The sequence below is a fragment of the Salinibacterium sp. VpJ6 genome (genome assembly GCF_059767345.1).
The window spans coordinates 55,004-68,607 of sequence record NZ_JBSOQL010000001.1 but is presented as its reverse complement, the minus strand read 5'-3'; the positions used below and the strand labels follow the sequence as shown (position 1 = coordinate 68,607).

The following is a 13,604-nucleotide window of genomic DNA, read 5'->3' as shown; positions in this document are numbered from 1 at the left end:
CAGCGCAACTAGTCCCGCCGCGGTCCAGCCAGGGAGATCGTTCGGCGCTACTCCACTACTGGTGAGCGCCGCCGTCGATTCGAATCTCGGTGCCCGTTACAAAAGCCCCATCTTCACTTGCGAGCATTGCGACAACTCCCGCAACCGCTTCGGGGCCCGCATACCCTTCCTTGATGGCCGGGCTCATCTTCATGAACAACGAGGAGTCCGCATCCTCCGGAATACCCGGCCCCATGCTCTGTTTGCTTTCGCCGACTCCCTCGGTCATCCCCGATGAAATCGACCCGGGTTGCACAGCCGTGAATCGGATGCCCTGCTTCGCGTATTCCGCGGCGAGGGCGTGCGTCATCGACTGCACTCCACCTTTGCTGGCGGCGTAGGCCGACATATAGGGATGACCGAACGCGGCTGACGTGGAGCTGAAATTGACTACGGCTGAACCGTTGCCTTCGAGTAGAGCAGGAATGCTCTCTCGAATCATGAGGAAGGTACCCACGAGGTTGACGTTGATCACCTGCTGAAAGAGATCCAGTGTCGTCGAGTGCGTGTGTGATGAACGCAGAATCCCCGCTGCATTGACGAGCACGTCGAGCCCGCCCAGCGTGGCCAGAGCTGTTGCAACGCCGGACTTTACCGACTCCTCGTCAGCGATGTTGATAACGACGGTCGAGAGTTGGGCGCTGTGGGATCCCGCTTTGCTTACGGTATCGGCGAGCCCTGCTTCGCTCACATCGACGGCCACCACGGTGGCGTTTTCAGCGAGAAGGCGAAGCACTGTCGCTTGGCCGATGCCTGATCCTGCACCAGTGATGATGGCGCGGCGTCCGGAATATCTGTTCATGGGAAAATCTCTCTTCGATGAGTGTCGGACCCACGCTACGCGAAATTGGCACAATGCGCCGGACTGGCAGTTTCTGCAATCAGCGCACAACCGCGTACGCTCCTTGTATGGATGTCGAACCCCTCAGCCTGACGGAACGTCGCAAACGCGACACCCAGCTTGAGATCGCACGAACCGCCGCCCGATTCTTCGCTGACCGCGGTGCCGACGGCGTGACCGCCGAGGAAATAGCGCGTCAAGCGGGCGTCTCGATTCGCACGTTTTATCGCTACTTCAGCGCTAAAGAAGATGCTGTGGCTCCGCTCCTTACGATCGGCGCGGACCAATGGCATGCGCTTGTCGCAGCAGCTGATCCCAGCGAGGACATCATCGTCGCCCTCGAGCGCACCATCTCGGCCGTACTCACTCCGCGCAGCGAGGAAGAAATTGAAGGTCTCCGATGGACTCTGGGGCTTCTTCACTCCAGCACGAGTGATGTTCCGTTGCAGCACGTCTGGCATCGAGTGAACTCTGACTCAGAGGTTCAATTGAGGTTAGTTCTCGGCCCCATCATGCGAAGCGAAACCACCTCATTGACATTACGTTGTCTCGCGGCCGCTGCTACTAGCGCGGTGCGGATTGCCCTGGAAACAAGCGCCGAAAGCGATCGCGAGTTGCACGATCCGAGCGCGCTCGCAACGCAGGCGTCACTCGCTTTTAGACAACTATCCGCTGGCTTAGATCTTGGACAACGCCGCTAACTAAAGCCGGAACTTGCCTGCGATTCCGCCGGCGATGCCACCACCCGTCGAGTTGCGGGCACCGCGCACAGCCTTGTTGTTGGCGCCCGACATTCGCGCGTTCGTGAGTCCCTTTTTCGACTTGATGAAGTTGTCGGTTTCGTTGAGGTTCACCATCGCCGCTTCCGTCTCCGACTCATGACTGTGCCGTTTGTCGGTGTTGCGGTAGCGGAGGTAGATAGCGGAATAGAAGATGAACCCCGACAGGAGAAAGACGAGCCCGAGACCACCCGAATCGTCGTCAGAGGATCCAGCAGCGAGCACTTGACCGCTCTCGGTCAGCCACAAGGTAAAACTCAACATTAGATTCCCACCGCCACGAGAACGAGTCCGATCACGGTGCCGACCAACTGCACCGCACCAGAAACGAGAAGCAAGCGGCTTTGGTGCACCGGAACGCTTCCCATTGTTTCTCCCGTGCGAGCGTTAACGGCAACGTAATGCAAGAACGTCTTTCCGTTCGATTTCCGTTGTTGATAGCTGTAAAGCCAGACCGGCAGGTACGCCGACACCCAGCGTTGGCCGTGCACATCGACCTTTTCTGACGACCAGCGCACTCCGCGGTCATAGAACGCGAGCGTGCTGTTCACCTTGTGGCGAGCAATGTCTTCAGCTTGGGTATGAGCGATGGGCGCGAGTTGATCGAGATTGCTGTCGCGACGCTCAGAGGTGAAGCCCGAAAGATAGTTCGAGTCGTACCGCACCGAGTTTTCGACATCGAACGGCATGATCGTGTTGATGATGTTGTTCGAGTTCTGCGAAGTGTTCTGATCGAGACGATCGCTCGACGATTCCACAGTGAGGTCATTGACGTGAATGTCGAATTCGCGTGCCACCGAGTAAAGATCCGCGTCGTAGCGCCGTTGATCGTTATCGCCCACCTTGACCGTGTACGAACGGGTTTGGTGCTCCCCTTCGCCCTCGAGCCTGGCGTGAGCGTTGATGTCGACCACCATGTAGGGCATGTAAACGCCCATAACGTTTTCGGCATTGAACTCCGCCCGGAACGTCGGATGCGCGAAGAATTTCCGCTTGCCGACGAAGTGCGCGATCTTCTCCACCGCAGATGCCTTCTCTACTTTGAAGGGCAAGATCATGTCGGGGACAGCACCGTTAGGAACTTGCTGATTCATCGACAGAGTGTTGCGACACCAGTGGCAGCGTGCTTGAGTGCTCGTATTGGTATCAATCACGACCTCGGCGCCGCACGCTGTGCACTTGAACGTCAGAATTTCTTCGGTCGAGGGCACGATGTCGCTTGAGCCGGAACCGACGAGCGTTCCCGTCAATGCGCTGATATCGCCGTTGAGATTGAACGCATCGACCGCGTTGTCGGTAGACCACTCGAAGCGGCAAAATCCACATCGCAATAGGCCAGTGGCAACGTTGAGCGAGATTTCGGTGGCGCCACAGCGCGCACACTTCGCTAGTCCGTCTTTCGCTCCATCGTCCGTGTTGATGACCCGGCGAGCGTCTTCAGCATCGGCCGGCGCTGGAGTATCGGGTTCGACAGCATCCATCGACATCGGGAACTACAGCCCGAGAACTTTGGCTTTAGCGGCTTCGTAGTCGGCCTCGGTGATCAAACCTTGGTCGAGCATTGTCTTGTACTGCTGCAGTTTGGCCATAGGGTCGTCGGCCGCTGGTGCTGCTGCAGCGGCGGGTGCCGCTTGCTGTTGCGGAGCGGCGTTCGGCTGCTGGAATCCACCAGCAGCGCCGCCGGCTGCGTTCATACCCATACCGAGGAAGGCCATTCCTGCGCCCCCACCGCCGCTACCCTCATTCGATCCTGCCGCTTCGAAACCGCGCGCAGCGGCCTGCTGCATGAAGGAATTACCGCGGGCACCGCCGAGAGCATCCGCCTTCTTGACGTCGCTCAGCAGAGCACGAGTGTCTTCGTCATACTCGATGGACTGAAGGGCGACCTTTTCAATGGTGAGGCCGCGGTCGGTTGTCCACTGGTAGCCGTCATCCACTGCTGCACTCAATGACTGGGCGAAGCCAACCGCGTCGCCCTGGATCTTGGCGATGCGGTTTCCCTTGCTGGGGTCGTTTGTGTAGTACGAGAAGGCAGCCGCGAGGGAACCGACGACCTCATTGAAAAGTTGGCTGGCAGCGTCGTTGTCGAGATCGGAGAAGTCGAAAACCTTGGGCGACTGGCCCAAGTAGGTCAAGGGAACGAAGTTCTTCACCAAGAGGATGGGGTCGACGATCTTAAGAGAGTAGCTACCGCGAGTGATCGCGCCGACCTGTGCGTTGAGGTAAGCGTCATCCCAGTAAATCTCGGACTGAGTGCCGAACTTGTTATTGGGGATTTCTTTGAGGTTGACGTAGAAAGCGAGCTGCTGCGAACCGGGCTGGCCACCGAACTTGAAACGCTCCCATGACGTCTTCACGGTGGAGCTGATGATGCCGTCGCCCGCAAAGAACGACTCGGCGTTCTGGTCTTCGGACGTAAACACGAAACCGCCAGGCTCCCCCACAAAACCGGTCAGCTGACCATCTTGGAACGTCACGAGGCCGTAGCCCTCGGGCACCACAATGCGGCTGCCGTTGGTAATGATGTGCTCGGAAGCTTGAGTGTTAGAGCCACGTCCTGCGTTCGTGCCCTGGGCCACGGCGGGGAAAATGGCGGCGGTGGGAGCAAGGTGAGCGGGCGGGGTCAGGAAGTCTTTCCACTGGTCAGCGAATGTTCCGCCGATTGCTCCTGCGAACGCCTTGATGAAACCCATCTATCTATCCCGTCGACTCATTGTGCGGATCGACCGCCGATAGAGCAGTTTCGTCAGTGCAGTGTGTTGCACGGGGACGAAAAACATCGGCGAGCGACAATCTCTCAGCATGGTAGCGGTTCACAGCATCCGCTGTCTTGCTTTCGCGCAATTGGTTCTGTGCATCACCGCGACTGGAATGCGAGGCGTAATCGCTTCGCGACGGGAACCCAGCACTGCCCCGAGAGCCTACTGAAGCGCTACCAGCCCATCGTGCCCGGCGCGCCTTTGAATGGCCCAACGAGGTTCTTTGTAATCCATCCGCCGTAAAAGTCACCCTCTTGCGAAGTGACGAGTTCACCATCGATTTCGCACGAATCCATCTGGCCGGGGTAGAGCGCGACGCGAGTTGCCAGCTCATCAAATGATCGCGTCGGCTCTGGGTACACCCAGCCGGCCCGTTCAGCAACCACTCCGCCCGCGACGACATCGAAGTAGTGCGCTTCGCCCTTGAATTCGCAGAAGCTGGTACCGCGAACCGGCACGAGCGCCCCCTCGGGGAAGGCCACGATGGGCACGTAATACACCGGTGGATGACTTGTCTCGAGCACCCGCACAGCATCCGTCGTATCCACGATCACCTTTCCCCCGAGACGCACCACAACGCGCTGAGACATGTGCTCGACGCGAGGCGGGCGCGGATAGTCCCACACGGACTCTTGGCCAGCTTTAGGCGTGATGGGCGTCGGACGCGAAAGACGACGAGGGACAGGTGCGGGAGTCATGACTCCATCTTGCAGGGGTGCGCTGAGATGCTGCTGCATGGTCGGCGAATACTCACACAACCCCATACTCAAGACAGGCATTCACGTCGCTGATCTACACTGACCGTCATGAACGATGCCTCAGCTTCTGCTGCCGCCCGCGGCGCGAAGAACAGCACTGCGCTGCGTATCCTTGCTCGACTCGGTTTTGCCGTCAACGGTCTCGTGCACCTTCTTATCGGTGCCCTCGCCATCGGCATCGCCACGGGAGGGGGCGAAACCGACGCCGACCAGTCCGGCGCCTTTCAGCAACTAGCGTCGACTCCGGGCGGTGTTTTTCTCCTCTGGGCTGTCGTCATCGGCATGGTTGCGCTCGGAGCATGGCTCTTGATTTCGACGTTTCTTTTGCAGCCGAACGATTCGAAGCAGAAGTGGGCGAAGCGCGGGGCCGAAGCCGCGAAAGGTATCACCTATTTTGTTCTCGGTTCCACAGCGTTGACGTTCGCGCTCGGCGGTTCGTCAGATTCGTCGAGCAGCACGAGCAGCCTGACTGCCGACCTCATGGGCAACCCAATCGGAATCGTCGTGCTCGTGATTGCCGGTGTCGCGGTGATGGGAGTTGGCGGGTTCTTTATCTACAAGGGCGTCTCGCAGAAGTTCACGGAAGACATTTCGGTACCCCACAACACTCTGCGCTCCGCTGTTGTGGGCTTAGGAGTCGCCGGGTATGTGGCGAAAGGCCTGGCTATCGGCGTGGCCGGGGTGCTCGTTGTCATAGCCGCGTTCACACACGACCCAGAAAAATCATCCGGCTTGGATGCTGCGCTGACCAGCCTCACCGAACTTCCTTTCGGCGTTGTCGTGCTTGTGGTGATCGCCATCGGGCTCATCGCGTACGGCATTTACTGCTTCGTGCGGGCTCGTTTCGCGCGTCTTTAGTGGTCAACGGCTCGAGGGCAGCGAGAATGCGAGCGATGTCCATGGAGATAGCGGCGGATGCCCCCATGGTGGAGGCCGACGCGGTGTCTTTTCGCTCATCCAGTTCCGCCGTCAAGGTCGCGAGAGCATCCGTCGCGAGAGCATGAGCATCCTCACGTTCTTCGACGGAATCCCACTCGCCGAGGGCCCGGGCCACAGCCGCGATGGCAGCGCTGAGGGTTGGTCGCAACTCGGTTCGCAGCTGCACCTTGATGGGAGTACCCCAGACCGCTCCGGTCAGCACGTCCGTAATGTCGCGCACATGAAAAGTGACGTTCTCTAACGTCGCGAGTTCTTCGTAATCTGCTTTGAGGTCGCGGCGATATCGGCGCGCTCGGGGATTAGCTTTACGGCTCTCGTCGGCGAGCAGCACCGCTTCGCGTACCTCTCGAGAGACCGCGACGAGGGAGTCTTTGCCTGTTGCCCAACCGTCGCGTTCTGGCGGCCAACTTTCAGCGAGAGCTTCGGCCATATCGGCGAGATGGCTCGAGAGTACGGTCCGAAAATTCGACAACTGCTGGTCGACTGCGTTGTGGGTTAGCGCGGGGAAGATCAAGAAATTGACGAGGAGACCGACTATGATGCCGAGCGTCGCCTGCTCAAGATAACCGAGGGAGTAGTCATCGGCATCCGGTCCCCCGATGATCAGCACAAAGAGCACGGTAACGGGGATGTACTCCCGGTTGGATCCGAACCACCCTGTCGCGGCGATCAACGCGCCGAGGCCCACCGCAAGTGACATGGTGAGCACGCTCGGAGCACTGAAGATGATCACGGCGCCAGCCAGGGCAATGGCTACCGCGAGACTACCCAGGGTCTGGGCCGCATTCTTCATCGATCCCATGAGCGTCGGATACATCGCGACGATCGCTCCCAGAGGTGCGTAGTACGGATAGTTGTCCGCCACCCCCGGTAAATATGGTGCGACGGTCCACGCGATCCCCACCGCGATGCCAGTTTTCGCTGCTTGAAGCATGCGCGTGCGAGTGATGTCGGCGCGCATCCGCCCCGCCGTTTTCTTCACCGGTTGCAGCGAGTTGCTCACTGGCTGCAACTTGCTCGTGTCGAGTCTTATTCGCTTCACGCATTCACCGTGATCTCAGCCGTACCCGGCGATGGTTCAGGATGCTCGATGCGCAGGCGATCGGGGCGAAAACCGTGCTCGATCCCCCAGAGCACGGCGTTAGTGCGGCTCGCTACGCCGATGGTGCGGTAGCAACTGCGGATGTAGGTCTTGATGGAGTTGATCGACAGGTGGGTGCGTTGGGCAATCTCGACGTTCGAGAGCCCTTGAGTGATGAGCGCAAGCACTTCTGCTTCGCGCTCGGTGAGCCCTTCTTCTCGGCCAGGCCAATCCCCGCCGATGATGGTCGGGATGCTGACCCCACCCGCGTGAACACGCTCTGTGCCTGCGTAGATTGCTTCGAGCGCCTTCACAAGTTGCGAGGCGGGCAACCCTTTGGAGATGTACCCGTCGGCACCGTTGTTGAGCACGGTCGCGATGTGCGTCGGGTCGAGGTTCCAGGAATAAACCACAACGACTCTCACGGCAGGGTTGCTCGTCAGTTGTGCAATGGCGGCTCGATCACCCTGCGTGCCGGCGAAGGTGTCGTACAGCGCGATATCGACGCGCTCGTCCACCCGTTTGTTGAGGTCGAGTTCTACGACGCGAACCCTATTTTGGTAGGTGCGCAGCATCCCGACGACTCCGCGGGCGACGACTTCATAGTCGTTAACGAGGGCAATGTGTACAGCGGTCATTCCTCAACGATAAAGCGACAATTCGACGTTGAGGGAAAGTTCACCCCTAGGGGTGAAGTCTCCCACCGGGCGCGCAGAATACTCTCAGACTGTGGGGTGCTCGCCGCACTACGCCAGCGTTGGCGAGCACTCCATACCACCGCACTCCCCCGACGATGAGTAATTCACCCATGAGCGCATCAGACAAAATCGAAAACGCTGCCGAAGACGTCGCTGGCAAGGCCAAAGAGGCCACCGGCGAAGCCACCGACAACGAAAAGCTTGAAGCTGAAGGTCAAGCTGATCAGACGAAAGCGAGCCTGAAGAAGGCTGGCGAGAACGTCAAAGACGCGGTTTCCGAGTAGCGCATACCGCTACCACCTCGCTCACCCTACTGCTTTCGAAAGGCACCACTTCATGAACACTCTTCTCATCATCATCGCCGTTATCGCCGTCGCACTTCTTCTGACCGGAGGCCTTGTTCAGTCACTGAATTTCCTCCTCTGGGTGGGAATCGTGCTGGCAGTAGTCGCCGTCATCGTCTTCCTCGCTCGCAAACTGACCGGTGGACGGGTCTAACCGCAGCATTTTGTAGAGCTAGCTGGAGCAGTTCATCGCCCCCTCCCCAGAAGGCGATGGACTGAACGAGGGGCGCACGACCACGTGGTCGTGCGCCCCTCATCTTTCATCCGGCACGACCCTAAGGATCCCCCGAATGTATAGAGAAACTGGCACTCCCGTCACGAGTGCCCCGCAACCGTCGTCGCTGGCTCCTCAACGATTGTGCCGAGATGACGCTGAGGCTATCGCGCCGCCGTTCCCTCCGCTCTCAGCGAGTGAGCACGCAGCACTTCACGCGAACGAAGACCCGATCGCCGAGTGGGTTGAAGAACTGGCCCCTACGACCGAGCCGTAACTAGGCGCGTTTCGTCCCGACATACACGGTGTTGGATGAGACGCCACCGGTCAACGCATTGTCGAAGTCGACCGCGTGCGCGATGGGGTTCTCGAAGACCTGCGCCAGGCGCTCCATGAATTCATCGTCGGCCGGGTCATCCGACCACAGCGCAAAAACTCCGCCGTCGCTGAGATGAGCGCGCACGCGGCGAAGACCGTCGACGGTGTAGAGGTCAGCGTGGCTCGGGTCGAGCTGGTGACGGGGTGAGTGGTCGACATCCAGCAGGATCACGTCGTACGGCTCCGTCGGCTCCGCACGCATTACGGCAAAGAAATCGGCGTGCGTGAGGGTGGTGCGGCTATCGCCGGTAAGTTCTGCGGATACCGGGAGCAGGCCGCGATTGTGCCAATCGATCACGGCGGGCAGGGCATCGATCACTTCGAGTGAGCCGACGCGCGAATCGGCAAGCGCGGCAACCGCCGTGTACCCGAGACCGAGCCCGCCGTTGACGACGCGCAAGTTGTCGCCACTAGCCGCCGCAAGCCCGAGATCAGAGAGGGCGATTTCGGCAACGGTAAAGAGGCTCGACATGAGGTACTCCTCGCCAAGTTTCACCTCGTACACGTCCACGCCGAGCGTGGGCTCTCGTCGGCGCCGCAGGTTGAGCTCCCCCATCGGGGTCTCTTGAAAGTCGAGCTCTTCGAAGCGGGAGATAGCCATGGGTTGAGCCTACGTGGCTTGCGCCGCACAGGCTGCTCATCGCTGAGTAGCCCGCGCCGTTCCTCGCGTCGTTTGCTACCGCGTCGGGCGCGCTAGCGCGTCTCGGGAACTTCTGGCCCTTCCGGCAGCACCACTGGTTCCGCTTCGGCGCGATGACGCCCAGGTTGCGGCTTCTGATGCCCCATTTCGCCTCCGATACGGCCACCAAACGGACGACCATGGTCGGCGTACTCTTCGCGGAAGAATCCGAGGCGCCACTCTCCCATTTCCATTCGCGCGCCCGTTCTGAGCGTGCGCGCACCGGGATCTTGCCCCCTGAGCGGACGTGATCCGCCGCCCACCGCTCCGATAGCGTGAAGGACGTACTCGTCGTCATCATCGTGACGAATCTCGGCGTGGATAGGTTCGAGCCCCGGCAGCTGCAGGTCAGCAGCAGAGGATGACCCAATGGTGGTCACTTCTGATCGCAGCTCGAACTCGCGCGGCATCTGACCGTTCCAGTTTTCAGAGCCGACGACGAAGAAGAGTCGAGGGCGGCCAGCCCCCGGCGCGTAGTGCGTCGTGGTGATCTGTCGGCGCACGAAGCGGTCGAACGTCGGTACGAGCGGCAGAAGCGTGCCGGGTGGAAATTGCATTTCGGATGCCGTCGCCGCGGCCGAATCTCGGCGCCGCAACAGCGGAGCAATCGCAGCGCGGCTGCCGAGGGCGATATGCGGCGAACCCGTGAGCACCCGCTGCGCAACGGAGGGTTTGATTGCCCCGACACGAGCGATGAGCCCGAGCGGCCCGGTGAGCGCCACGGTGAGCCCGCGCTCGGCCAAGGCCTTGGCAGCGACGCGCACGTCTTTGAGCTTGACCGTGCGTGCCTGCAGAAACAGTTCCGGCTTGCTGGAAAAGACTTCAATGTCCGTGCCGCTGGCACTGATCGTTCCGGTCATCTTCTCTGTCTCGAGCGGTGCTGCTCCAGACTCTCCGCTGCCTGAGGACGCGTCATCCGCATCGTCAAATATTGGTTCGATGAGGGAGAAGGACAGATCGATGTCGAACCTCGTTGAGGTACTCATCGTTACGGGGCGGTCGGTTCGGAGCCGGATCCCTCGCTGGTGGTCACCCGAAGGGTGCCGTTGAATTTCCAGGTTGCGCGCGGCGCATCCTGACCAACATCGCGAGGAACTTCGACCGTCATGTCGATGAAGTTGTAGTCGATTACTGCACTTCGACCGGTGAGATACGACCACATTTCTTTACCAAGATCTGTCCAGTCTTGGATGTTGTGGGCGTCGGGGCCAGAAGCGCTGCTCGAGGCGGAGGGGCTATTGAGATCAGACATGGTTTCTTCCTTTTCGCTCGCGTTGAGGAATCGGGCAACCATCGTGTTCGGTAGCCGCCCACTGTAATGTCACGATAATCGCGCACCGCAGTCGGAGGAAGAGTTGCGGCCCAGGTCACGGCATACTCACTGGGAAGGACGGAGCGATGGGCGGATGCTCGCGCTCCCCTGACGCTTCTGAAAAGTCTCCCTGCTGCTTGTAACGAGTTAGGCGACCTTTCGCGGCGTCGCCGCCGGGATGAGCAGCCGAGCCGAAACCACGATGAAGATAATCAGCAACACGAAGATGCTGCCGTCGGCGGCGATGTAGAAGTAATGCCAGAGCGATCCGCCGGTATCTACGCCCGCGACTACGGCATCCGTGCGGGCATTGAGCGGTGGGCGGATCACCAGAATTTGGGTGAGCAACACTACCCAAAGGCCGATAATTAGCCCCCACTGCGTTCGCGTCGCGCGGGGTCGGATCATGGCCACGGTCAGAAGCGCAGCAAGTACCAGCGCGGTCGTGTTCATCGCGAAGAAGACCACCCGGCCGATGCCGAGTCCGAGCTCGAGGGTGATCCCCGGCGCTTGGAACTTCAGCGGAGTCTCGAGGAACGAGATGCCGATAATCAGCCCCAGCCAGATCGCGGGAACGACTAAGCGAAGGGCGAGACTGGTGCGGTGCATGCTCCCAATTTATCGGAAGCACGCGCCTGACACTCGCACCGGCCCCGACATCCGACTAGGACGCCGAGCACTACGGCGTTACGCTGCGGAGCGAGCGCGACCGATCAGACCGGCGCGCACGAGCAGCACGTAGAGCTGGCATCCGAGGCAGTAGTCGAAGACCGAGTTCAGGAACGCGGCGATGAACGCCATGCCAGCGAAGATTACGAGGGCGTAGGGCACGGCGGCGAGGTGCAGAACGATGCCGAGCACGGTGATGACAAAGCCGACGCCTTGCGAGAACGTGGGCGGGCGCGGATCTTCGAGGTGGCTGGGTGCGCTCAAGCGCGGACGAATCACTGCCTTGAAGAAGAGACCGTAGGGGTGGCGCTGGATGCCGGCGAAGGCGCCCCACGCGAAGAGTGCAGCGATCCCGGCGAAGAGGATGAACGAAGGCTGGCTGGCGCGCTCGGCGAGAGTGGCCGGGAGTGCAGCTGCGGCATCCAGGCCGAGACCGATCACGGTGAGCAGGAGCACGGCGGTGATGCCGGCGCCGAAGCGTGGACCGCGCGGGTCAATTCCGGCTTGGCCGGGCTTGGCGGCGAGAGCTGCTTTGGAGCCCGAGAGCTGAGCCGCTCCGGCTGCGTGGGGGTCATTCGTAGTCATGGGAGTCGCTATCTGTGATGCGCTGGGCGCGGGTGCGGGCGCTGTCTCGGGGTGGAGGGGTGCGAAAACTGGTGCTTAGACCAACGCGGGGGCGAGCATCCGGTCCAGTTCGGCACGGAGGTCGTTGATCTTGGGGGCTCCGCCGATGCGTGCCTGAAGCACGCCGTTGCCATCGAGGATGAACGTGGTCGGAGACTGCAGCAGGTTGAATTGGTTGGCGATTTCGGGGCAGGAGGTGACATCCACTTCGACGTGAACGACTGAGTTGGTTCCGTCATCGAATTCGTCGGCGAGGGCGCTCAACTGGGTGCGGACCGTGGTGCAGATTGCGCAGGCTTCGGTGGAGAACTGGAGCAGAGTGACGCGGCTGCCGAACGGGGCGGTACCCGGAATCGAGATGCGATTCTCTTCGGATGTGGCGGTCGAGACGTCAGTTCGAGTGTGCTTGATGCGGCCGGTTCGGGCACGCCAAACTAAGCCCAGCACGGTGGCGAGTGCCACGAGGCCGAGAAGCACGATCAGGGTTTCCACTGCAGTCACCTTTCGAGATTATTGCGAGTTCGGGTCCGTCGCCGTTGTATGACGCGAAGTTACTGGCCCCAGATGCCACCGTGACGACAAAAGCCCCACTCGACTTGCTACTCAGAGAACAAGTCGAATGGGGCCTCAGATATTCCGTTCGACAGCTAGATGCTGTTGTGGTCCTTCACTGCGGCTTCCATGTCTGCCAAGCCAGGGGCCATCGCGGCGTCAACAGCGAGCGGGTTGGAAGCGTTGAGCTCCTGCATTCCACGGCCATCGGGTGCCGATGCGTTGATTTCTTGCTCGTCGGCGGCAAGTCCGGTCATGACCTGAGCGACGACGTCGGAAACGGGGCGGCGCTCCCAGTCAGCGTTCTGGCTGCTCATCATCTCGGTGTCGGTGGCGCCGGGGTAAACGGTGGACACGTGCACGCCGGTGCCGTGCAGTTCGCGACGCATCGCTTCACCGAACGCGGCAAGACCTGACTTGGTGGCGGCGTAAACCGCGTAGAACGGCATCGCGACGAGGGCGATCTCGCTCGAGATGTTAAGGAGCAGGCTTCCGCCCGCTGCACCGCTGGCGCGAAGCTGCGGCAACAGTGCCTGCGTGAGCAGCACCGGGGCCGTGAGGTTGAGGTCGATCATTGCGGTGGCCTGTTCCGCGGTGGCGTCTTCGAGACGACCCGCGCGCACGTTGCCGGCGTTGTTCACGAGAAGGTCGATGGTGTCCCACGACTTCACGGCGTCAGCGACGTTCTGCGCGCCATCCGCTTCTCCGAGATCTTGAACCAGAATGTCGGATGTTCCACCCGCCTCTTTTACGAGGTCAGCAGTCTTCTACAGTGTGGCTTCCTTGCGCCCGACGAGCAGCAGGTGTGCTCCCTTGGCAGCAAATTCGAGGGCGAGGGCTTGGCCGATTCCTTGGCCAGCTCCGGTGATGATTCCGCGGCGGTTTGTGAGATCCATTGTGGGGATCCTTCCTGATGTGGGGACGGATCGCGGTGGCGA

At 60.6% G+C, this 13,604-nt stretch carries 18 protein-coding genes and 1 pseudogene; 5 read left to right on the top strand and 14 right to left on the bottom strand.

Going from position 1 to position 13,604, the window contains the following annotated elements:
• Positions 1 to 55: 55 nt before the first annotated feature.
• Positions 56 to 841 carry an SDR family NAD(P)-dependent oxidoreductase gene (locus ACWTV1_RS00345; protein ID WP_498503682.1) on the bottom strand — a complete coding sequence of 262 codons (786 nt, stop codon included), beginning with the start codon at positions 839 to 841 and terminating at the stop codon, positions 56 to 58.
• Positions 842 to 948: 107 nt separating this feature from the next.
• Between ACWTV1_RS00345 and ACWTV1_RS00340 the strand changes: the two genes are divergently transcribed.
• Entirely contained in the window at positions 949 to 1,581 is a 633-nt protein-coding gene (locus ACWTV1_RS00340) for a TetR family transcriptional regulator (RefSeq protein ID WP_498503681.1), read from the top strand.
• Here ACWTV1_RS00340 and ACWTV1_RS00335 read toward each other — a convergent pair whose 3' ends face one another.
• From ACWTV1_RS00335 to ACWTV1_RS00320, 4 genes are all read right to left on the bottom strand, one after another.
• Entirely contained in the window at positions 1,582 to 1,923 is a 342-nt protein-coding gene (locus ACWTV1_RS00335) for a hypothetical protein (RefSeq protein WP_498503680.1), read from the bottom strand.
• Entirely contained in the window at positions 1,923 to 3,140 is a 1,218-nt protein-coding gene (locus ACWTV1_RS00330; protein WP_498503679.1) for a TFIIB-type zinc ribbon-containing protein, read from the bottom strand. The genes ACWTV1_RS00335 and ACWTV1_RS00330 overlap by 1 nt, the downstream gene beginning before the upstream one ends.
• Positions 3,141 to 3,152: 12 nt before the next feature.
• Positions 3,153 to 4,352: an SHOCT domain-containing protein gene (locus ACWTV1_RS00325; RefSeq protein WP_341620118.1), complete on the bottom strand. Its 1,200-nt coding sequence runs from the start codon at positions 4,350 to 4,352 to the stop codon at positions 3,153 to 3,155.
• A 239-nt stretch (positions 4,353 to 4,591) separates the two neighbouring features.
• Complete coding sequence (locus ACWTV1_RS00320) at positions 4,592 to 5,116, bottom strand: DUF427 domain-containing protein (protein ID WP_498503678.1); 525 nt, start codon at positions 5,114 to 5,116, stop codon at positions 4,592 to 4,594.
• A gap of 108 nt (positions 5,117 to 5,224) precedes the next feature.
• On the opposite strand from ACWTV1_RS00320, the gene ACWTV1_RS00315 reads away from it, so the two are divergent.
• Positions 5,225 to 6,034 carry a DUF1206 domain-containing protein gene (locus tag ACWTV1_RS00315; RefSeq protein WP_498503677.1) on the top strand — a complete coding sequence of 270 codons (810 nt, stop codon included), beginning with the start codon at positions 5,225 to 5,227 and terminating at the stop codon, positions 6,032 to 6,034.
• On the opposite strand, the gene ACWTV1_RS00310 is transcribed toward ACWTV1_RS00315, so the two are convergent.
• Together ACWTV1_RS00310 and ACWTV1_RS00305 are read right to left on the bottom strand one after the other, a co-directional pair.
• Entirely contained in the window at positions 5,982 to 7,157 is a 1,176-nt protein-coding gene (locus ACWTV1_RS00310) for an FUSC family protein (protein WP_498503676.1), read from the bottom strand. The two genes, ACWTV1_RS00315 and ACWTV1_RS00310, sit on opposite strands and share 53 nt — an antisense overlap.
• Positions 7,154 to 7,834, bottom strand: a complete 681-nt coding sequence (locus tag ACWTV1_RS00305; RefSeq protein ID WP_498503675.1) for a response regulator transcription factor — start codon at positions 7,832 to 7,834, stop codon at positions 7,154 to 7,156. Before ACWTV1_RS00305 ends, ACWTV1_RS00310 begins: the two co-directional genes overlap by 4 nt.
• A gap of 170 nt (positions 7,835 to 8,004) precedes the next feature.
• On the opposite strand from ACWTV1_RS00305, the gene ACWTV1_RS00300 reads away from it, so the two are divergent.
• The 3 genes from ACWTV1_RS00300 (at position 8,005) to ACWTV1_RS00290 (ending at position 8,729) form a co-directional block, all read left to right on the top strand.
• The gene (locus ACWTV1_RS00300) at positions 8,005 to 8,178 is read left to right on the top strand and encodes a CsbD family protein (RefSeq protein ID WP_341620123.1); all 174 of its coding nucleotides are present in this window, start codon (positions 8,005 to 8,007) and stop codon (positions 8,176 to 8,178) included.
• A gap of 52 nt (positions 8,179 to 8,230) precedes the next feature.
• Positions 8,231 to 8,392 carry a hypothetical protein gene (locus ACWTV1_RS00295; RefSeq protein ID WP_341620124.1) on the top strand — a complete coding sequence of 54 codons (162 nt, stop codon included), beginning with the start codon at positions 8,231 to 8,233 and terminating at the stop codon, positions 8,390 to 8,392.
• A gap of 136 nt (positions 8,393 to 8,528) precedes the next feature.
• Complete coding sequence (locus ACWTV1_RS00290; protein WP_498503674.1) at positions 8,529 to 8,729, top strand: hypothetical protein; 201 nt, start codon at positions 8,529 to 8,531, stop codon at positions 8,727 to 8,729.
• On the opposite strand, the gene ACWTV1_RS00285 is transcribed toward ACWTV1_RS00290, so the two are convergent.
• The 7 genes and pseudogenes from ACWTV1_RS00285 to ACWTV1_RS00255 form a co-directional block, all read right to left on the bottom strand.
• Positions 8,730 to 9,431: a polyamine aminopropyltransferase gene (locus tag ACWTV1_RS00285; protein WP_498503673.1), complete on the bottom strand. Its 702-nt coding sequence runs from the start codon at positions 9,429 to 9,431 to the stop codon at positions 8,730 to 8,732. It abuts the gene before it with no gap.
• A gap of 92 nt (positions 9,432 to 9,523) precedes the next feature.
• Entirely contained in the window at positions 9,524 to 10,495 is a 972-nt protein-coding gene (locus tag ACWTV1_RS00280) for an FHA domain-containing protein (protein ID WP_498503672.1), read from the bottom strand.
• Between the two features lie 2 nt (positions 10,496 to 10,497).
• Entirely contained in the window at positions 10,498 to 10,761 is a 264-nt protein-coding gene (locus ACWTV1_RS00275) for a hypothetical protein (RefSeq protein ID WP_341620129.1), read from the bottom strand.
• Between the two features lie 207 nt (positions 10,762 to 10,968).
• Complete coding sequence (locus ACWTV1_RS00270) at positions 10,969 to 11,430, bottom strand: hypothetical protein (protein WP_498503671.1); 462 nt, start codon at positions 11,428 to 11,430, stop codon at positions 10,969 to 10,971.
• A 78-nt stretch (positions 11,431 to 11,508) separates the two neighbouring features.
• A complete protein-coding gene (locus ACWTV1_RS00265; protein WP_498503670.1) occupies positions 11,509 to 12,075 on the bottom strand; it encodes a DUF4395 domain-containing protein in 567 nt (188 codons plus the stop codon).
• 75 nt (positions 12,076 to 12,150) lie between these two features.
• The gene (locus ACWTV1_RS00260; protein WP_498503669.1) at positions 12,151 to 12,615 is read right to left on the bottom strand and encodes a thioredoxin family protein; all 465 of its coding nucleotides are present in this window, start codon (positions 12,613 to 12,615) and stop codon (positions 12,151 to 12,153) included.
• A gap of 146 nt (positions 12,616 to 12,761) precedes the next feature.
• Positions 12,762 to 13,562 (bottom strand): annotated as a pseudogene (locus ACWTV1_RS00255) (SDR family NAD(P)-dependent oxidoreductase).
• Positions 13,563 to 13,604 lie beyond the last annotated feature (42 nt).